The following is a 20,182-nucleotide window of genomic DNA, read 5'->3' on the forward strand; positions in this document are numbered from 1 at the left end:
GAAAGCCTACATGGCTTGTCAATTGATCTGACGCAGAACCGGCACTTTCCCACACAGCGTTCATACTGAACATTCAATTTCTGATCGAGGTCACGATGAATCTGCACTTCGAAGAACTCACGGGCATCACGGGGGCCCGTATTGGCATCGCGACCCTGGATGCCGAAAAATCCTTGAACGCCCTGTCCTTGCCGATGATCAACGCGCTGCGCGATCGTCTCGATGCCTGGGCCCGGGAACCGCAAATCGTTTGTGTATTACTGCGTGGCAACGGCGCCAAGGCCTTCTGCGCCGGCGGCGAAGTACGCAGCCTGGTGGAGGCTTGCCGCGCCCATCCCGGTGAAGTGCCGCCGTTGGCGGCGCAATTCTTCGCGGCGGAATATCGCCTGGACTTCAACTTGCACACCTACCCCAAGCCCTTGGTGTGCTGGGGCCACGGCTATGTGCTCGGCGGCGGCATGGGCCTGTTGCAGGGCGCAAGCACCCGGATCGTCACACCGAGCAGTCGCCTGGCGATGCCGGAGATCAGCATCGGCCTGTACCCGGATGTCGGCGCCAGTTGGTTCCTGTCGCGCCTGCCAGGCAAGCTCGGGCTGTTTCTCGGCCTGACCGGCGCCCACATGAACGCCCGGGATGCCATCGACCTGGACCTGGCCGACCGTTTTTTGCTGGATGAACAACAGGACGACCTGATCGAAGGCCTGCTGCAGCTCAACTGGCAGGAACAGACCGATATGCAACTCAACAGCCTGCTCAAGGCCTTGCAGCGCGAAGCCCTCGATCGGTTACCCGAAGCCCAATGGTTGCCACGTCGACAGCAAATCGACGAATGGCTGGATGTCAGCGACGTGCGCTGCGCCTGGAAGGCCCTCAGCCTGCTGGTGGATCATCCGGATCCGCTGATCGCCCGGGCCGCCAGGACCATGACCGAAGGCTCACCGCTGACCGCTCATCTGGTCTGGGAGCAGATCGCCCGAGCCCGGCACTTGTCCTTGGCCAGCGTGTTTCGCATGGAATACACACTGAGTCTCAATTGCTGCCGACATCCTGAATTCAGCGAAGGCGTGCGGGCCCGGTTGATCGACAAGGACCAGAAACCCCACTGGCACTGGCCGGACATCAACCATGTGCCTGAAGCGGCGGTGGAGGCGCATTTCCACAAAGCCTGGGAGGGGCGGCATCCGCTGGCGGATCTGGCCAATGAGTAGAAGTCCCGAGCGAAACCGGGTGGGAGCGAGCCTGCTCGCGATAGCGGCGTATCAGCCAACTTTAATGTCACTGACCCGACGCTTTCGCGAGCAGGCTCGCTCCCACAGGTTTTGTTGCCGGCAAAAAAAAAGCGGCGCTCGATGCGCCGCTTTCAATTATCTGGAGATCAGCGATGGCTGCCCCGTCCATCGTGGTCGCCCCGTCCTCGATGATCACGCCCGCCACGCCGATTATCATCCCAACCACCCCGGTCACGGCCGTCCCAGCCGCCCCGACTCGGATAAGACCGATAGGCCGCCCGCGGCGGTGAATAGTAGCGAGGGCCGGGTTGATAGTAGCGCGGTGCCGAATAGTAGCGTGGCGCCGGTTGGTAATACCTTGGTGCCGAATAGTAGCGCGGCGCCGAGTAGTAGCTCCCACCGCCGTAATAGACCGGCGCTGGTGAGGTATAGACCTCGGAACGGTAATAGCTCGAGTCTCCGTCGTAGTAAGGCACGCAGGCCGAAAGAGTCAAACCGAGAAACGCAATGAGCAGCAGTCGTCGATACATGGCGGCCTCCTGGACCGCGGATGGGCCACATCAGCGACGCTGATGGGCGGCAGTCAACGTTGTGTGACTGACGCATATTCAGACAGCAAAATCGGAATCTGGTGCGATGTGGCAACAACTGGAAACATGTCGCTCGTCGCCCTCTTCCGGTGCGCGACGGCACCACAAGCACGCACAAATCCGCCCTCAAGCATCCCTTCTCAACACCCGCTCTCTCTAGTCCGGGCCTTTGCCCGAATTGGCACGGCTCTCGCTTTAATAATTCCGTGCAGGAGTCATCACAGGTTCGCGGCACCACAATTTGCAATGGCTGACTAGGGTTCCGGCTCGCTTCTGGCGAGTGGCTGGTCCGAGAGTTGGCGACCTCCAGTTGAGGTTACACGGCGGGACAAAAGCCCGGGAGACAAGCCACCGTTCGCGGTGCCGCGTTGCTCCTGTCCGCCCTTGATCAACTGGAGAACCACCATGCTCAAGCTTCGTCTGTCCGCCCTGCTCCTCGCCGCCCTTTCGGCCCTCGCGAGCTTCTCGTCCATCGCCGCCCAGAAAGACCACTTCAGCGTCTGCTGGACTATTTACGCCGGCTGGATGCCCTGGGAATACGCCGGTAGCCAAGGCATCGTCGATAAATGGGCAAAAAAATACGGCATCAAGATCGATGTCGTGCAGCTCAACGATTACGTCGAATCCATCAACCAGTACACCGCCGGTCAGTTCGACGGCTGCACCATGACCAATATGGACGCCCTGACCATTCCCGCGGCCGGTGGCGTGGACAGCACGGCGCTGATCGTCAGTGATTTCTCCAACGGCAACGACGGCATCGTCCTCAAGGGCGAAGGCAAGAAAGTCGCCGACCTCAAGGGCATGGACGTCAATCTGGTGGAACTGTCGGTGTCCCATTACCTACTGGCCCGCGCCCTGGATTCCGTTGGCCTCGCCGAGAAAGACCTGAAAGTCGTCAACACCTCCGACGCCGATATCTCCGCCGCCTTCAACACCGACCAGGTCAAGGCCGTCACCACCTGGAACCCGATGCTCTCGGACATCAAAGCCCAGCCAGGCGTGAGCGAAGTGTTCAATTCCAGTCAGGTTCCCGGCGAAATCATGGACATGATGGTGGTCAACACCCAGACCCTCCAGGACAACCCAGCCCTGGGCAAAGCGTTGACCGGCGCCTGGTTTGAAGTGGTCGCCCTGATGAACGCGAAAAACGCCGGCAGCAAGGCAGCGCTGGAGCACATGGCCAAGGCCTCGGGCACTGACCTGGCCGGCTTCCAGGCGCAACTGGACACCACCAAGCTGTTCGCCACGCCCAAGGAAGCCCTGAGCTTCGCCACCAGCGAGCAACTGCCCGCCACCATGGGCAAAGTGGCCAAGTTCTCGTTCCAGCACGGCTTGTTGGGCGAAGGCGCCAAGAGCACCGACGCGGTTGGCATGACGTTCGCCAATGGCGTGACCCGCGGCGATAAGGCCAACCTCAAGCTGCGCTTCGACCCGACCTACGTACAGCTGGCCGCCGACGCCAAGCTGTAAACCGGAGGACCTGGCATGCGCCTGATCAACCGCTACCCGGATCGTCCCAGCCGCTTGTTGCTGGTGATCCTGCCATTCGCGCTGGTGTTGTTCGCCTACTTCATGGGCTCGGCCGAACGGTTGACGGACAACCCCAACGACAAGCTGCTGCCCAGTGCCGTGCAAATGGCCGATGCGGTCGAACGCCTGGCCTTCACACCAGATGCCCGCAGTGGCGAATACCTGCTCTGGCAAGACACCGCGTCGAGCCTGCGCCGGTTGGCCATCGGCCTGGGCATCAGCGCCCTGGCCGGGTTATGCCTGGGCATGGCTGCCGGGACGCTGCCACTGTTTGGCGCACCGTTATCGCCGTTGCTCACGGTGCTGTCGATGGTGCCGCCGCTGGCCATCCTGCCGATCCTGTTCATCGTCTTCGGCCTGGGGGAACTGTCGAAAGTGATGCTGATCGTGATTGGTATCACACCGTGCCTGGCCCGCGACCTGGAACAACGCGCCCGGGAAATTCCATCCGAGCTGCTGATCAAGGCCCAGACCCTCGGCGCGTCGACCTGGACGCTGATGCTGCGGGTGGTGCTGCCGCAACTGCTGCCGCGCCTGTTGATTTCCCTGCGGCTGATGCTGGGTTCGGCCTGGCTGTTTCTGATCGCCGCCGAAGCCATTGCCTCCACGGATGGACTGGGCTATCGGATTTTCCTGGTGCGTCGTTACCTGGCGATGGACGTGATCCTGCCGTACGTGGTGTGGATCACCCTGCTCGCCTGGCTGATGGACTGGGGCCTCAAGCGCCTGACCCGGCAAGCGTTCCCCTGGTACGAGGGGGCGAAGGCATGAGCTTCATTACGGTGAACAATGTCTGGCAACAGTACGCCGATCAGGTGGTACTGGAGCGTTTGAACCTGAAGGTCGCCGAGGGTGAGTTCTGCACCCTGGTGGGCGCTTCGGGTTGCGGCAAGTCGACCTTCCTGCGTCTGCTGCTAGGCCAGGAACGCGCCAGCCGCGGGCAGATTCTACTGGACGGCGAGCCCTTGGCCGGCGAACCGGATGCCAGCCGGGGCGTGGTGTTCCAGCGTTATTCGGTGTTCCCGCACCTGAGCGTGCTGGACAACGTGACCCTGGGCCTGGAGTTGCCGCGCTCGCCGCTGCTGGGCCGCCTGTTCGGCAGCGCCAAGCGCCAGGCCCGCGAAGACGCCGCGCAACTGCTGGACAAGGTCGGCCTGGGCCATGCGCTGGATAAATACCCGGCGCAACTGTCCGGGGGCATGCAACAGCGACTGGCGATCGCCCAGGCACTGATCATGAAGCCGCGTGTCCTGCTGCTGGACGAGCCCTTCGGCGCCCTCGACCCGGGCATTCGCAAAGACATGCACAGCCTGTTGCTGGAGCTGTGGCGCGAAACCCGGCTGACGGTGTTCATGGTCACCCACGACCTGAGCGAAGGTTTCAGCCTCGGCACGCGCCTGCTGGTGTTCGACAAGGTCCGTGTCGACCCGCACGCCCCCGGCGCCTACGGCGCACGTATTACCTACGACATTCCATTGAACAGCGACCGCCGCACCGCCCGTGCCGCCGTCGACGCCCTGCCCGCCGAACTGGCCGGCACGTTGCGTATCGCTTGAAAGGAGTTTTTGCCATGACCGATTCGACCCAATTGTTTACACCTTTCGCCGAAGAACTGCTGCCCGGCGGCGGCCACCGTTCCTTCGTGCTCAAGCGCGGCCAACTGCTGCGCCTGACCGATCTGCGCGGCGGGGCCAACGTGAGCCTGACACTGCTCAATGCCAACGAAAAAACCGAACGCCTGAACCTGCCCGACAGCCTCAAATGCCAACACACCGCCAAGCTCACCGCCGGCCATTGCCTCTACTCCGACATGGGCCGGGTGCTGGCGGCCATCACCGCCGACACCTGCGGCTGGAGCGATAGCCTGGGCGGCGTGCTCTGTGCCGAGGAAGTCGCTGAAAAATACGGTCAGGGCCGCTATCAGGAACTGCGCAACGGGTTCTTTCGCAACGGCACCGACAACCTGCTGGTGGAGCTGGGCAAATGGGGGTTGGGCCTGTCCGACCTGCTGATGACTCTCAACCTGTTCAGCCGGGTCAACGTCGATGAGGCCGGCCGCTTTCACTTCGTCGAAGGCCATTCCAAGGCCGGTGATTACATCGAGCTGTACGCCCCGATGGACACCCTGGTGGTACTGACCGCGTTGCAACACCCGATGGACCCGAACCCGCAATACGCGCCACAACCGCTCAAGCTCAGCTGGATGAACGCCGACGCCAGCGTCGCCGAGCACTGCCGTCATTCGCGCCCGGAAAACCAGCGCGGCTTCATCAACACCGACCGCCTGTTCGCCTGAGGATCGCCGCCATGTCACTCGCCATCGCCACCGTACAAAAGCAGCCTGACGCCGCCATCTATCGCGCCACCATCCCCGCCGGGGAACCCTGGCTGGTGGAGGTCAAGAAGGGCCAGACCCTGCGCATCCTCGACCTGGAAGGCAACCAGGCGGTCGATACGCTGTTCTACAGCCTGGCCAACCCCAAGGAACGCTACGACGTGCAGCGCACCCTGCGCCGGCAGAACTGCGTTTACCTGAGCACCGGCAGCGTGCTGTATTCCAACCTCGGCCAACCGATGCTGACCATCGTCGAAGACACGTGCGGGCGCCACGACACCCTCGGCGGCGCCTGCGCCCAGGAAAGCAACACCGTGCGCTATGCCCTGGAAAAACGCTACATGCACAGCTGCCGCGACAACTACCTGCGGGCCTGCGCCCACGACGGTCGGCTGGGCAAGGGCGACATCGGGCCGAACATCAACTTCTTCATGAACGTGCCGGTCACCGCCGATGGCGGCCTGACCTTCGAAGACGGTATCTCGGCGCCGGGCAAATATGTCGACCTGCGGGCCGAGATGGACGTGATCGTCCTGATCTCCAACTGCCCGCAATTGAACAACCCGTGCAACGCCTACAACCCCACGCCAGCGGAGCTTTTGATATGGAACTGAAACTCACCCGCCTTCGCCGCTGGCTGTTCGCGTTGTGCCAGAGCCGGTCGGGGCAGTGCATCAAATAGCACTAACACCCACAACCTCATGTGGGAGCGGGCTTGCTCGCGAAAGCGGTACGACAGTGACATTGATGTTGACTGACACACCGATTTCGCGAGCAAGCCCGCTCTCACAGGGTTCAGCGGTGTTTGTTGATTGATTATTTCGCTCACGGGGACGACCCCGGCGGCCATCGAAAACTGCGGGACGGCCCGCATCCCAGTTCAGGCAGCACGCATGCCTGAGGGGTAATGCCATGTTCGAAAAAATCCTGATCGCCAACCGTGGCGCTATCGCCTGCCGCATCCTGCGGACCTTGCGTGAACTGAAGGTCAAGGGCGTGGCGGTGTATTCCCAGGCCGACGCCGCCAGCTTGCATATCCTCCAGGCCGATGAAGCCCACTGCCTGGGCGAAGGCGCGGCGGCCGGTACTTACCTGGCGGTGGATAAGCTCCTGGCGGTTGCTAGAAGCAGCGGCGCGACCGCGATCCACCCCGGCTACGGCTTTCTCTCGGAAAACGCCGCCTTCGCTGAAGCTTGCGAGGCTGCCGGAATTGCCTTCATCGGTCCGACGCCAGAGCAACTGCGTGTGTTCGGTCTCAAGCACACCGCCCGCGACCTGGCGCGCCGGCACGGTGTGCCACTGCTCGAAGGCACCGAACTGCTCGACAGCCTCGACGCCGCGCTCTTGGCGGGTACAAAGCTCGGCTATCCGGTGATGCTCAAAAGTACCGCGGGCGGCGGCGGCATCGGCATGCGCGTGTGTCGCAGCGCCGCCGACCTGAGCGAATCCTTCGAAGCGGTCAAGCGCCTGGGCCAGAACAACTTCAGCGACGCCGGGGTGTTCATCGAAAAGTACATCGAACGCGCGCGGCATCTTGAAGTGCAGGTATTCGGCGATGGTCTGGGCCAGGTGATCGCCCTGGGCGTGCGCGACTGCTCGGTGCAACGGCGCAACCAGAAAGTCCTCGAGGAAACCCCGGCGCCGAACCTGCCCGAGGGCATGGCCGACGAACTCTGCGCTGCGGCGATCCAACTGGCCCAGGCCGTGAACTACCGCAGCGCCGGCACCGTGGAGTTCGTGTTCGACAGCGACGCAGGGCGCTTCTATTTCCTGGAAGTGAACACCCGCCTGCAAGTGGAGCACGGCGTCACCGAGCAGGTGTGGGGCGTGGACCTGGTGCGCTGGATGGTGCAACTGGCGGCCGGTGACTTGCCGCCACTGAGCGAGCTGGGCCGAGGTTTGAAAGCCGAGGGCCACGCGATCCAGGCGCGCCTGTATGCCGAGGACCCCGGTCGGGATTTCCAGCCAAGCCCGGGGCTGCTGACCGCCGTGGCATTTCCCCATGCCGACGGCAAAGCACTGCGCATCGACACCTGGGTCGAGGCCGGTTGCCAGATCCCGCCCTACTTCGACCCGATGATCGCCAAGGTTATTCGTTGGGCGCCCACCCGCGAGCAGGCACGCCTGGGCTTGCATCAAGCACTGGACGAAAGCCTGCTGTACGGCGTCGAGACCAACCGCCAGTACCTGCAACAGATTCTCCTCGACACACCGTTTGCCAGCGGCCAGCCCTGGACCCGCTGCCTGGAAGCGCTGATCTATCGCGCCAACACCGTCGAAGTGCTCAGCCCCGGCACCCAGACCAGCGTCCAGGACTATCCCGGCCGCCTCGGCTATTGGGCCGTGGGTGTGCCGCCGTCGGGGCCGATGGACAGCCGTTCCCTGCGCCTGGGCAATCGCCTCTTGGGCAACGAAGAAGGTGCGGCGGCATTGGAAATCACCATGAACGGGCCGCTGCTGCGTTTCAACTGCGCAGCCCGGGTGGCGGTGACCGGTGCGGTGATTGCCCTCACGCTCGACGGCGAAGCGGTGCCGATGAATACACCGTTGTCGATTGCTGCCGGCGCCACCCTCGCGATCGGCAACATCTCTGGCGCCGGGGCACGCAGTTACCTGTGCCTGCAAGGCGGCGTGCAAGTGCCGGATTACCTGGGCAGTAAAAGCACCTTCACCCTCGGCCAGTTTGGCGGCCACGGCGGACGAGCGTTGTGTACTGGCGACGTGTTGCACCTGGCATCGCTGGACGAGCACGCGACACTGCCGCCAACGCGCGCGCCGATCCTGGAACTGCCAAGCGTGCGGCAGATCCGCGTGATCTACGGTCCCCACGGCGCACCCGAATATTTCACCGAACGCTACATCCAGACGTTCTTCGACACGGCCTGGGAAGTGCACTTCAACTCCAGCCGCACCGGCGTGCGCCTGATCGGGCCAAAACCCGAATGGGTCCGTGCCGACGGTGGCGAGGCCGGGCTGCACCCTTCCAATATCCATGACAACCCCTACGCCATCGGCGCCGTGGACTTCACCGGCGACATGCCCGTCATCCTTGGCCCCGACGGCCCGAGCCTGGGCGGCTTCGTCTGCCCGGTGACGGTGATCGAAGCGGACCTCTGGCAGTTGGGGCAACTCAAGGCGGGAGACAAGGTGCGGTTTGTGCCGGTGGATATCTCCACCGCCCGCTCACTGGCCCTGAAATGGGATCAGTGTGGGAGCGAGCCTGCTCGCGAAGGCGATCTTTCAGTCATTGCATCATCGACTGTCAGGCCGCTATCGCAAGCAGGCTCGCTCCCACAGGGGATCGTGTCGCCTGTGGTATTGGATATCGGCCAAGGCGACACCCGGATGGTGGCGAGATTAGCCGGCGACACCCACCTGCTGCTGGAAATCGGCGCCCCCGAATTGGACCTGGTGCTGCGCTTTCGCGCCCATGCCTTGATGCAGGCGTTGGAACACAAGCAACTGGCCGGCGTGATCGACCTGACGCCAGGCATTCGCTCGCTGCAAGTGCATTACCAACCCGAGCAAATGCCCCTGGCAGATCTGCTGCCCCTCATCGTCGGTGAATGGGACGCAGTGTGCGCCGCCCAGGACCTGCAAGTGCCGTCGCGCATCGTCCACCTGCCGCTGTCCTGGGATGATCCGGCCTGTCAGCTGGCCATCGAGAAATACATGACTACGGTGCGCAAGGACGCGCCCTGGTGCCCGAGCAATCTGGAGTTCATCCGGCGCATCAACGACCTGCCCAATCTCGATGAAGTGCAGCGCACAGTGTTCGACGCCAGCTACCTGGTGATGGGCCTGGGGGACGTCTACCTCGGCGCACCGGTCGCCACGCCACTGGACCCACGACATCGACTGGTGACCACCAAATACAACCCGGCCCGAACCTGGACCGCGGAAAACTCGGTGGGCATCGGCGGCGCCTACATGTGCGTATACGGCATGGAAGGGCCTGGCGGCTATCAGTTCGTCGGGCGCACGTTGCAGATGTGGAATCGTTATCGGGACGTCGCCGCCTTCGACGGCAAACCCTGGCTGCTGAGGTTCTTCGACCAGATCCGCTTCTACCCGGTCAGCGCCGACGAACTGCTGCGCATCCGCCGGGACTTCCCCCTGGGTCGCTTCGACCTGGAGATCGAGCAGAGCCAGCTCAATCTCGCTGACTACCAGCATTTCCTGACCCTGGAGGCTGACAGCATCGCCGCGTTCCGCCGCCAGCAACAAGGCGCCTTCGACGCTGAGCGCGAGCGTTGGATCGCCAGTGGCCAGGCGCACTTCGACAGTGAAGAACCGGCTATCGCGCCGAGTGAAGATGCGCAGCTGACTGACGGTCAACTGAGCGTCGACAGCCACATCGCCGGCAACCTCTGGCAGGTTCAGGTGAAGGTTGGCGCTCGGGTCGCCGCCGGCGATGTGTTGGTCATCCTGGAGTCGATGAAGATGGAAATACCGGTGCTGGCACCCGTGGCCGGGGTGGTACACGAGGTGCGCGTCCAGCCCGGTTCGGCGGTGCGCGCCGGACAGCGCGTCGTGGTGCTGGAACATGACTGAACTCAATCAAAGGATTAACACCATGAACCTTTCGCTTCGCTTGGACGACCTGCGTAATGCCTACCGCAGCGGCGAACTGACGCCTCGGAAATTGCTGTTGGACCTGCGGGAAAAAGCCGCGGCACTGAACCCGGACTATCACCTGTTTATCCACCTGCTGACGGCCGCGGAACTGGAACCCTACCTGGCCGCGCTGGAAGGCCGCGACCTGGAGAGCCTGCCGCTGTACGGCGTACCGTTTGCCATCAAGGACAACATCGACCTGGCCGGCATTCCAACCACCGCAGCCTGTCCGGCATTTGCCTACGTACCGGACCGTTCGGCCACCATTGTCGAGCAGTTGCTGGCACTGGGGGCGATCCCTCTGGGCAAGACCAACCTCGACCAATTCGCCACCGGACTCAATGGCACTCGCTCGCCCTACGGTGCCTGCCGCAACAGTGTGTTGCCCGACTATCCGGCAGGCGGTTCGAGCGCCGGTTCGTCGCTGGCCGTAGCCTTGGGCGTGGCAAGTTTTGCCTTGGGCACCGACACCGCCGGCTCTGGTCGGGTGCCAGCGGCGCTGAACAATCTGGTGGGGTTGAAGGCCACCCTGGGGTTGATCTCCACGGCGGGCGTGGTTCCGGCCTGTCGCACGCTGGACTGCGTCACCACCTTCACAGGAACGGCGAAAGAAGCCAGCCAGCTCTTGGCGCTGACGGCCCGTCCAGACCCTCGTGATGACTACAGTCGTCACAACCCGCAGTGGAACGATGGCACCGCGTTCGGCACGCCCCGGCGCTTTCGCTTCGGTGTGCCGCGCCAACAGGACCTGGCGTTTTTCGGCTGTCCTGAAGGTCCGCAACTGTTTCTGGATGCCATTGAGCGCCTCGAACGTCTGGGCGGCGAAGCCGTGGAACTGGACCTGTCGCCGTTCCTGGAAGCGGCGCGGCTGCTTTATGAAGGCCCGTGGGTGGCCGAACGCTACAGCGTTGCCGGCCCATTGATGGAGCGCGAGCCCGACGCCGTACTGCCCGTCATCCGTGCCGTATTGGCGAAAGCACCTACGGTGGATGGCGTACAAACCTTCCGCGCCCGCTATCGCTTGCAAGCGCTCAAAGCCCAATGCGACCGGGCCATGGACGCGCTCGATTGCGTACTTACCCCGACCATCGGCCGGCCGGTGACCCTCGCAGAACTGGCCGCCGAACCCGTGTTGCGCAACTCGGAGCTGGGGTACTACACCAATTTCATGAACCTGCTGGACTACGCCGCCGTCGCCGTGCCCAGCGCGTTCATGGCCAACGGTTTGCCCTGGGGCGTGACGTTGTTCGGTCGAGCGTTCACCGATCAATACCTCTTGAGCGTGGCCGACGCCTTGCAGCGTCAACAGGGCCAGGCCTTGCCCGTTCTCGGCCATCCGGCCCGCCATGACCGGGCGCGACTGGTGGTGTGTGGCGCACACCTGGACGGGTTGGCATTGAACTGGCAGCTCAAGCAACGCGGTGCCCGGCTGATCGAGGCCACCCAAAGCTCGCCGGACTACCGCCTCCATGCCTTGGCCGGTGGCCCACTCTTGCGTCCCGGCATGGTTCGGGTTCGTGAAGGCGGCGTGGCGATCGAGGTCGAAGTCTGGGAGCTGCCGAGCAGTGAACTGGGCTCGTTCCTGACTGGCATTCCCGCACCGTTGGGGCTGGGCAAGGTGCAACTGGCCGATGGGCGCTGGGAAAGTGGATTCATCTGCGAGTCGTATGGCCTGGAGGGCGCTCAGGACATCAGCCATCTGGGGGGATGGCGGGCTTATCTGACGACCCTTGAGTAAACATTGCCCTGTGGCGAGGGGATTTATCCCCTCGCCACAATCTTGCAAACCGGCAAATCTGAATGTCTTTTCCCACAAGGCCACTAAACTGACTTCATTGGGTCTGTGCCAAGGGAATCGCCATGTCGCTCCGTTCGCCGTTGTATTCCCAGCGCAAGCCGCTCCTGGCGGTGGTGGCGCTGCTCGGTACAGGCTTCCTGATCATTGCGTTGCTGGGTTATTACGCAGCCCATGCCTCTGTGCGTGACCACATGCTCAAAACGCTGTACTTGAACCTGCTGATCGGCGTGCTCGTGACGCTGGCGGTCCTGGCCATCCTTTATCGGCTGATCAATCACTACCAGCAGCGCATCGACGCCCAATCCACCCTCGACAGCCTGACCGAATTGCCGAACCGTCGTGGCTTCGACCTGCTGGCCGTGCAAACCCTGCACGAAGCCCAGCGCGAGCCCAAACCCTTGACGGCGCTGCTGGTGGAGCTGGACGATTTCAAGCGACTGGACACCACCCATGGTCACATCGTCAGCGACCAGCTGCTGAGCGGATTTGCCCGCGACCTGAGCGATAGCCTGCGGCATTCGGACATCGTGTGTCGCTGGAGTACCGACACCTTTGTCGTCCTGCTCAAGGACACCGACGGACAGACAGGTCTGAAAATCGCCGAAAAGATTCGTCAGCACATCGAGAGGCAGCGCTATTTCTGCAGTGGCAAGCAACTGTTGGCGACCATCAGCATCGGCCTCACCACCTTGCAGGACAACGACACCTTGCACAGCCTGCTGTCGCGGACCGATCATGCACTGCAACGTGCCCGACAGACCGGAAGCAACCGAACCTGCGTTGAGATGCCTCACTCCAGTTATGAATAAACCCGACCTGTGCCCTGCCTGCGGCAGCGCCAATGACTGCACCCTGGCCAACCCGAAAACAGCCGACCGAACCTGCTGGTGTTACGGCGTGAGTATCGACCCGGCCGTGCTCGAGGCATTGCCGGTCGAGCTGCGCGATCAATCCTGCCTGTGCCCGCGCTGTGCCCAGGTCGAGAACCAACTGCGCGCCAAGCAGCAGCCGATCCAGTAAGATTCCCGCCCTCCGCTCCCAGGCCTGAATGCCCCATGCGCGTCGACCGTTTCCTCAGCAATCTGCCGCGCTTCAATCGCCAACAGGTCCGGTTGTTGTTGGTGGCGCGCCGGGTGCGCATCGACGGACAGGTGATCAGCGACCCGCACGCCCAGGTCCGCGAGTTCAGCCGCGTCGAAGTCGACGAGGAACTGCTGCAGGCAGGCCGATCGGCGCGGTATTTCATGTTGCATAAACCTGCCGGCTGCGTCAGTGCCACGCGCGATCCGCAGCATCCCACCGTGCTCGATTGGCTGGACGAACCGGACAAGGACGACCTGCACATCGCCGGGCGCCTGGATTTCAACACCACCGGGCTGATGCTGATCACCAATGACGGCAGTTGGTCGCGACGCCTGACCCAGCCGCAAACGAAGCTGCCAAAGGTCTACTACGTCGAGACCGAGCAGACCATCACTGCCGAGTATGCCGTCACCTTCGCCCGTGGCCTGTACTTTGCCTTCGAAGACCTCACCACCCAGCCTGCGGAGTTGACGCTGCTGGGGCCGAAGTCGGCGCGACTGAGTATCGTTGAAGGGCGCTATCACCAGGTCAAGCGCATGTTCGGCCACTTCGACAACAAAGTGTTGCGCCTGCACCGCGAACGCATGGGGCCGCTTTCGCTGGATGCAGATCTCGAGCCGGGCCAATACCGCGCCTTGACCCCGGAAGAGGTCTGCCTGATCTGAGCCGATGACCGCCGGGCAGAAGTGTCGAACAATTTTCAAAAGGACACTTGCGCAACGGCCGTCCCCCTGCTTGAATCAAACCGTCGGCCGAAATGTGACCGATGAGTCACCCCATACCTCTAAGAAACTTTTTGTCGGCCAGAACCCTCTGGTTCCGCCTTGCCCGCCGACAGACTGCCCGCCTAATAACAACACCCGTCGACCGGTCTGTATGGATCGACTTGGGCCTTATCTTCCAGGCGAATGCCTACCTGTCACATTGCCCGTGCAATCTCATTGCGCGCATACCCGCTTGCCAGGAGTCTATGACATGAGGCCAGAAATCGCTGTGCTGGATATACAGGGTCAGTATCGGGTTTACACGGAGTTCTATCGCGCAGACGCCGCACAAAAGACCATCATTCTGGTCAACGGCTCGCTGGCCACTACCGCGTCGTTTGCACAGACCGTCAAGAATCTTCATCCGCAATTCAACGTCGTGCTGTATGACCAACCGTACGCAGGCAAATCCAAGCCCCACAACCGGCACGAGAAGATGCTGACGAAGGAGGTCGAGGGCCAGATCCTGCTGGAACTGATCGACCATTTCGCCGCCGAACACGTGCTGTCATTCTCATGGGGTGGTGCCGCCACATTGACCGCATTGTCCCATCGTCCGCGGCGCATCGAAAAAGCGGTGATCAGTTCGTTCTCACCGATCCTTAATGCGCCGATGCGTGACTACCTCGAGCGTGGCGTCGATTACCTGGGCAACCTGGACGGCGACCGGGTGGGGCATCTGGTCAACAGCACCATCGGCAAACATCTGCCGCCGCTGTTCAAGCGCTTCAACCATCGCCATGTCAGCAACCTGGCCGAGCATGAATACGGGCAGATGCATTTCCACATCAGCGAAGTGCTCCAGAGCGACCTGTGCTGCTACGCAAGGGCGGCGAAAAACATCAACGTGCCGGTACTGTTCCTGAACGGTGAATGGGACGAGTACACCTCGGCCGCCGACGCGAGGCTGTTCGCCGACTATGTGCAACACAGTACGTTCAGCACACTGCAAGCCACCGGGCACTTCCTGGACATGGAACACAAGGCCGCCTTCCGGGATAGCCGCAACGCCTTGCTGGGCTTCCTCAAGCCGGGCCACCACGAAAGCCGACCACGCTACAGCCAGGTGCAGGGCTACCATGCACTGGCAATCTGAGACCGCGTCCTCGCGGGCAAGCCCCCCCTCGACAACGGGGCTTGCCCGCGAATGACCGCTCTGGTTTGAGGCTTGGGTCGACCCGGAACCTCACCCCAGGCAAAGAAAAACTTCAAATCCGCGCCCACATCTGGTACAAAGTCAGCCGCTCTGAGCGGGTGTCGTATAATGGCATTACTCCAGCTTCCCAAGCTGATAACGAGGGTTCGATTCCCTTCACCCGCTCCAATCGAATTCTGGTCTCGCGTCGTTGTGGTTTTGACGGGGGATATAAAAAACCGGCACTGAGTGGCCGGTTTTTTTTGGTCTGGTGTTTTTTGAATGGCCCGCCTTGGGCTGGCTGAACGGTTAACCCCTGCTCACCGCCGAAGTTCCCGGCGCTCATCTGGGGCTTTTGTTCTCGGAGAGGCAGTTGCCCCCATCCACCACGAGCACCTCGCCCGTAATGTAGCTGGACTCCGGGGAAGCCAGAAAAGCCACCGCTGCGGCGACCTCGTCCGGCCTACCGGCACGCCCGACAGGAACATACTGCGCTGCGTTCATCTCCTCCGCTGTGCTGGACTGCGTCGCGATCCACCCGGGGGCAACAGAGTTCACGGTGATACCGTAGGGCGCGACTTCCAGCGCCAAGCTCATATTCATGCCCACCATCCCCGCTTTCGCCGCCGCATACGCGGCCTCGCCAGGGTTGCTGACGCGGGTGCCGGTCGTAGAGCTGACATGGACGATGCGTCCGTAACGACGATTCTGCATCCCCGGCAACACCGCGCGGGTCAACAGAAAGGCAGTGGTCAGATTACGGGCAATCGAAGTGTTCCACAGCTCGACGCTCATATTGGCCACTTCAGAGAAGGTTTCAGGTTCACCCTGTATCGCCATGCCGGCATTGTTCACGAGTATATCGATTCGCCCCCAGAGCGATTCAGCCCAAGTCACCAGTTCGTCGACCTGAGCCGGCTGGGTAAGATCCGCAGCGCGTCCTTGCACCTCATGACCTTCCGCATTCAGTTGCGCGACGCGATCATGGATACGGCTACTGCTGCCGGTGATGATCAGCTTTGCACCCGCTTCTCCGAGCCGCCGCGCGATAGCCAGACCAATCCCGTGTTCACTGCCAGCGCCACTGACCAATGCGACCTGACCACTCCAGCTTTTGACCATTGCACGGCTCCACAGAACGACACAGGAAATAAATACTGTCTGACAGTCCAGAGTAGACGCTAGCGCCCGCACTGATGCACTAAAGATCAGTGAGCGGCGGGGAATGACCAGAAGCGGACGGTCTGTCTCCCCGAAGGCACCTATGCCGAAGGGCCGTATCACGAGTTTGCGATCGTCTGGAGCAGCATGGGCGTCATCAAAGACTCCGTTCTCCAGGCGCCGGAATTGCAATGGGCTCCATCGCCGGAGAAAACTCAGCCCACAGGCAAATGCCCCAACGGCAACGCCCCCGGCGTCTTCACGGTATGAATCGCAAAGTTACTGCGAATATCACTGACCCCTGGCAGTTTGAGCAGCCGCCCCGTCAGAAAGCGGTCGTACGCCCGCAAGTCCGGCACCACCACCTGGAGCAGAAAGTCTGACTCTCCCGATACCAGGAACGCTGAAATCACCTCCGGCAATGCCGTGACAGCCTGGTAAAACGCTTCGGCTTGTTCGTCGTTATGCCGTTCAACCTTGATACCGACGAATATCGTCAGCCCAAGGCCCACTTCGTCTCGGTCAAGGATGGCCTGGTAGCCACGAATCACGCCGGCCTCTTCGAGCATCCGCACGCGACGCAGGCACGGCGAGGGTGACAGGCCGATTTCCTCGGCCAATTGCACATTGCTCAGGCGGCCATCGCGTTGCAATGCGGCGAGGATCTTGCGATCGAAAGCATCGAGTTTCATGATTTAGCAGTATCCATTTTCTTTTATTTGATAATTGGCAGGTTATGCCAATTTTTCATGGCTTAGAAGCTGACTTCGCAAGCACCTGCCCTGCCCTCTCACCTTAGACTGGCACTCTCAAACGTATGAAGGGGGCGTGGCATGGCAGAGTTCTGGTTGTTCTTGATGGCCTTGACGGTGGTGTACCTGTTGCCGGGCCCCGACATGATCCTGTTGCTGCAAACCGGCGCACGTCAGGGCAAGGGCCCGGCATTGGCGACGGCGGCGGGTTTGGCAATCGCACGGGGATGTCATGTCGTATTGGCCGCGTTGGGGCTTTCGGCATTGTTCAAGACCGCCCCCTGGACGTTCGACGCGGTGCGCCTGGTCGGCGCTGCCTACCTGTTATGGATCGGCTTTCAGTGCCTGCGGACTCGTTTGTTGCCAAGCCTTGAAGCGGCCGGTATCGAACCCGCAAAGCAGCGCTGGGGCCAGGCGATTCGGCGCGGGTTGCTGACCAACCTGCTCAATCCCAAGGCATTGCTGTTCTGTTCGATCTTGCTGCCGCAGTTCATCGACCCACAGGGCGGCCCGGTACTTGGGCAATTTGCAACCCTCGGCGTGGCCCTGGTGGGCATTGGCTTGCTGTTCGACTGCGCCTACGCACTGATGGGTGTGGCGCTTGGGCGCTGGTTGCAGCGTTCCCCTTCCGCTCAGCGTCTGCAGCAGTGGCTGTTTGGGAGCCTGTTGATTGGTTTTGCAGTGCGGCTGACATTCGTACAGCAGTCATAGCGCTGTGGGGGGTCAGGGCTCGACCCTATAGGGGCCTGAATCGGGGGGAACGAGCGGTTGTGCCAGGTGGCGGTCCTGTGTGCAATACACTGGACCGTCACCTTCCTCTTCACTTACAAGGGACACTCAACTGTTCAGGAAAACAAGGCATCGGGAAACTCCTTGATGCCTGTCAGGCCGATGAGCTGCATGTCAGCTGTCTGGATCTGTTCGATGGTGTCGTAACCTGCGTACCAATCCTTGAGCCGCACACCTTCTTGTGGTGTCTGCCCTGGGGCGAAGCTTGATCGGTGCAGATAGAGGTCATCGCCGATGCGATCAACCAACAGTTCAGAGCTGCTGATATAGGACAAAACCAATTTGTCGCCAGTGCTGACACCGTCGTCCTGAATTGTCACCAACGTTGGAGTATTGATGGTGTAGATATCGTCGCCCTCACCACCGTTAGCAAAACCGCCGGCCTGCAATATCAGTCTGTCATCCCCCTGACCTCCTGACAGTGAAAAGCCCACGCCTGTACCGGTCAACAGGTCGTTGCCTTCCCCACCATCAGCCATGCCATGCGCCACAGTGATAGTGTCGCTTCCAGCCTCGCCATAGGCTTGGGTACCCTCGTCGCTGGCGGCCGTGACGATGGTGTCGTTACCACCGCCACCGTACAAAATGTCTGCTTGCGGCCCATTGGCTGAACTATCGACTTTGAAAGGTCCTATCGACGAAGTCAGCCCGCCATAGAGGTAATCATTACCATCCCCGCCATCAATAACATCGTTGCCCAATCCGCCCTCCAGATAATTGACACCCGCGTCTCCAACCAAGACATCGTTGAAGTGACTACCCAACACGTGTTCGATGTTGAGCAATACATCGCCTTCGGCATCACCACCTTGATTGATTTGAGTCTGCAAGTTGATCGAGACGCCTGTTGTGCTTGTGATATACCAAGCACTGTCCAGACCTGCACGCCCATCGATGACATCTGCCCCGGCTCCACCAACGAAGATGTCCTTCAAACTGGAGCCCGATAGCGTGTCGTTAAAACTGCTGCCTTGAAACATCTCAATATTGGTGTAGGTATGGCCAGCAGCCTCTCCTGTGTTAGCGCCGCCGTTGGTCAGGTCGATTGTCACCGCGCTATCAGACTGTTCATAAGTGACCAAATCCAGGCCGCCCGTGCCATCCACCATCATGGACGAACTACCGCCATAGAAGATGTCGTTGAAACTCGATCCTCTGATGACCTCGATACCGGTATAGGTATCACCTGCCGCGATTCCCGAATGCACACCCGTCTTGAGGTTGATGGTCACAGCTTCTTTGCTGTCGAGATAGCCCGCTATGTCATAGCCAACACCGCCGATGAACTGATCCGCGCCCGCGCCACCGTACAGCGTGTCGTTACCCGAACCGCCGGTAATGACGTTGTCGCTGTCATTGCCATAACCGGTGAAGGCGCCGGTGCCGACGTAGGTCAGGCGCTCGACGTTTGCAGCCAGGATGGTGCCGCTCGGATTGATCACAGACACACGGACTTCATCGTTGCCACCACCGGCCTGCTCGATGATGGTGGGTGTGTACCCCATGCCGATGTTGTAGATGTCGTCGCCGCCTCCCCCTTCCAACCGTACCCCTGTGACTATGGTGTACGGGCCGGCGGAAAGGACGTCGTTGAAGGCCGAGCCTATGACAGCTTCGATACCCGTTAAAATGCTGCCTTCTGCATCTCCACCCGTTCCTGCGGTTCCCGTCCCGAGACGGACATTAACGTTTACCCCGGCAGTCGAGCCCGAATAGTCGACTGTGTCGACACCGGCGCCACCGTCGAAATCCATACCACTACCATCGCCAACGAACGTATCGTTGAAATTCGATCCTCTGATCACCTCGATATCGGTATAGGTATCACCTGCCGCGATCCCGGTATGCACACCCGTCTTGAGGTTGATGGTCACGGCTTCTTTACTGTCGAGATAACCCGCACCGTCATAGCCAACACCGCCGATGAACTGATCCGCGCCCGCGCCACCGTACAGCGTGTCGTTACCCGAACCGCCGGTAATGACGTTGTCGCTGTCATTGCCATAACCGGTGAAGGCGCCGGTGCCGACGTAGGTCAGGCGCTCGACGTTTGCAGCCAGGATGGTGCCGCTCGGATTGATCACCGACACACGGACTTCATCGTTGCCGCCACCGGCCTGCTCGATGATGGTGGGTGTGTACCCCATGCCGATGTTGTAGATGTCGTCGCCGCCTCCCCCTTCCAACCGTACCCCTGTGACTATGGTGTACGGGCCGGCGGAAAGGACGTCGTTGAAGGCCGAGCCTATGACAGCTTCGATACCCGTTAAAATGCTGCCTTCGGCATCTCCACCCGTTCCTGGGGTTCCCGCCCCGAGACGGACATTAACGTTTACTCCGACAGTCGAGCCCGAATAGTCGACTGTGTCGACACCGGCGCCACCGTCGAAATCCAT

The 20,182-nt window shown here is 61.4% G+C and carries 16 protein-coding genes, 1 tRNA gene, 1 pseudogene and 1 riboswitch; of the genes and pseudogenes, 14 read left to right on the plus strand and 4 right to left on the minus strand.

The genetic code is table 11. The features are described 5' to 3' along the window. Positions 1 to 95: 95 nt before the first annotated feature. Positions 96 to 1,208, plus strand: a complete 1,113-nt coding sequence (locus ACODTO_RS22095; RefSeq protein ID WP_139649698.1) for an enoyl-CoA hydratase/isomerase family protein — start codon at positions 96 to 98, stop codon at positions 1,206 to 1,208. A 167-nt stretch (positions 1,209 to 1,375) separates the two neighbouring features. Here the strand turns inward: ACODTO_RS22095 and ACODTO_RS22100 are convergent, their stop codons facing one another. Then, complete coding sequence (locus ACODTO_RS22100) at positions 1,376 to 1,759, minus strand: hypothetical protein (RefSeq protein ID WP_139649699.1); 384 nt, start codon at positions 1,757 to 1,759, stop codon at positions 1,376 to 1,378. Between the two features lie 303 nt (positions 1,760 to 2,062). Beyond that, a riboswitch (guanidine-I (ykkC/yxkD leader) is annotated at positions 2,063 to 2,164 on the plus strand. A gap of 60 nt (positions 2,165 to 2,224) precedes the next feature. Between ACODTO_RS22100 and ACODTO_RS22105 the strand changes: the two genes are divergently transcribed. The 12 genes and pseudogenes from ACODTO_RS22105 (at position 2,225) to ACODTO_RS22160 (ending at position 15,273) form a co-directional block, all read left to right on the plus strand. Then, positions 2,225 to 3,292, plus strand: coding sequence for a putative urea ABC transporter substrate-binding protein (locus tag ACODTO_RS22105; RefSeq protein WP_175364049.1), 1,068 nt, complete (start codon positions 2,225 to 2,227; stop codon positions 3,290 to 3,292). Between the two features lie 15 nt (positions 3,293 to 3,307). Further along, a complete protein-coding gene (locus tag ACODTO_RS22110; protein ID WP_041021088.1) occupies positions 3,308 to 4,123 on the plus strand; it encodes an ABC transporter permease in 816 nt (271 codons plus the stop codon). Continuing rightward, positions 4,120 to 4,908: an ABC transporter ATP-binding protein gene (locus ACODTO_RS22115; RefSeq protein ID WP_041021089.1), complete on the plus strand. Its 789-nt coding sequence runs from the start codon at positions 4,120 to 4,122 to the stop codon at positions 4,906 to 4,908. The genes ACODTO_RS22110 and ACODTO_RS22115 overlap by 4 nt, the downstream gene beginning before the upstream one ends. A gap of 14 nt (positions 4,909 to 4,922) precedes the next feature. Next, a complete protein-coding gene (locus ACODTO_RS22120; RefSeq protein WP_139649705.1) occupies positions 4,923 to 5,648 on the plus strand; it encodes an urea amidolyase associated protein UAAP1 in 726 nt (241 codons plus the stop codon). A gap of 11 nt (positions 5,649 to 5,659) precedes the next feature. Next, positions 5,660 to 6,301: an urea amidolyase associated protein UAAP2 gene (locus ACODTO_RS22125; RefSeq protein ID WP_175364051.1), complete on the plus strand. Its 642-nt coding sequence runs from the start codon at positions 5,660 to 5,662 to the stop codon at positions 6,299 to 6,301. A 298-nt stretch (positions 6,302 to 6,599) separates the two neighbouring features. Then, the gene (uca, locus tag ACODTO_RS22130) at positions 6,600 to 10,241 is read left to right on the plus strand and encodes an urea carboxylase (protein ID WP_489107047.1); all 3,642 of its coding nucleotides are present in this window, start codon (positions 6,600 to 6,602) and stop codon (positions 10,239 to 10,241) included. A gap of 22 nt (positions 10,242 to 10,263) precedes the next feature. Continuing rightward, positions 10,264 to 12,042 carry an allophanate hydrolase gene (gene atzF, locus ACODTO_RS22135; RefSeq protein WP_489107048.1) on the plus strand — a complete coding sequence of 593 codons (1,779 nt, stop codon included), beginning with the start codon at positions 10,264 to 10,266 and terminating at the stop codon, positions 12,040 to 12,042. A 257-nt stretch (positions 12,043 to 12,299) separates the two neighbouring features. Continuing rightward, a pseudogene (locus ACODTO_RS22140) lies at positions 12,300 to 12,911 on the plus strand (GGDEF domain-containing protein); the annotation flags it as partial. Next, complete coding sequence (locus ACODTO_RS22145) at positions 12,904 to 13,122, plus strand: cysteine-rich CWC family protein (protein ID WP_139649717.1); 219 nt, start codon at positions 12,904 to 12,906, stop codon at positions 13,120 to 13,122. The pseudogene ACODTO_RS22140 and the gene ACODTO_RS22145, both read left to right, overlap by 8 nt. A gap of 35 nt (positions 13,123 to 13,157) precedes the next feature. After that, the gene (locus tag ACODTO_RS22150) at positions 13,158 to 13,850 is read left to right on the plus strand and encodes a pseudouridine synthase (RefSeq protein ID WP_489107049.1); all 693 of its coding nucleotides are present in this window, start codon (positions 13,158 to 13,160) and stop codon (positions 13,848 to 13,850) included. Positions 13,851 to 14,160: 310 nt separating this feature from the next. Further along, a complete protein-coding gene (locus tag ACODTO_RS22155) occupies positions 14,161 to 15,045 on the plus strand; it encodes an alpha/beta fold hydrolase (protein WP_139649721.1) in 885 nt (294 codons plus the stop codon). A 154-nt stretch (positions 15,046 to 15,199) separates the two neighbouring features. After that, positions 15,200 to 15,273, plus strand: a tRNA-Gly gene (locus ACODTO_RS22160). 153 nt (positions 15,274 to 15,426) lie between these two features. Here the strand turns inward: ACODTO_RS22160 and ACODTO_RS22165 are convergent. Together ACODTO_RS22165 and ACODTO_RS22170 are read right to left on the minus strand one after the other, a co-directional pair. Continuing rightward, entirely contained in the window at positions 15,427 to 16,206 is a 780-nt protein-coding gene (locus ACODTO_RS22165; protein WP_139649723.1) for an SDR family NAD(P)-dependent oxidoreductase, read from the minus strand. A 254-nt stretch (positions 16,207 to 16,460) separates the two neighbouring features. Beyond that, complete coding sequence (locus ACODTO_RS22170) at positions 16,461 to 16,937, minus strand: Lrp/AsnC family transcriptional regulator (RefSeq protein WP_139649725.1); 477 nt, start codon at positions 16,935 to 16,937, stop codon at positions 16,461 to 16,463. A 141-nt stretch (positions 16,938 to 17,078) separates the two neighbouring features. On the opposite strand from ACODTO_RS22170, the gene ACODTO_RS22175 reads away from it, so the two are divergent. Further along, positions 17,079 to 17,708, plus strand: coding sequence for a LysE family translocator (locus ACODTO_RS22175; protein ID WP_464710626.1), 630 nt, complete (start codon positions 17,079 to 17,081; stop codon positions 17,706 to 17,708). Positions 17,709 to 17,842: 134 nt separating this feature from the next. On the opposite strand, the gene ACODTO_RS22180 is transcribed toward ACODTO_RS22175, so the two are convergent. Continuing rightward, the coding region (locus ACODTO_RS22180; RefSeq protein ID WP_489107050.1) for a beta strand repeat-containing protein at positions 17,843 to 20,182 on the minus strand (2,340 nt) is incomplete at its 5' end.

The sequence above is a fragment of the Pseudomonas sp. FG13 genome (assembly GCF_057809755.1).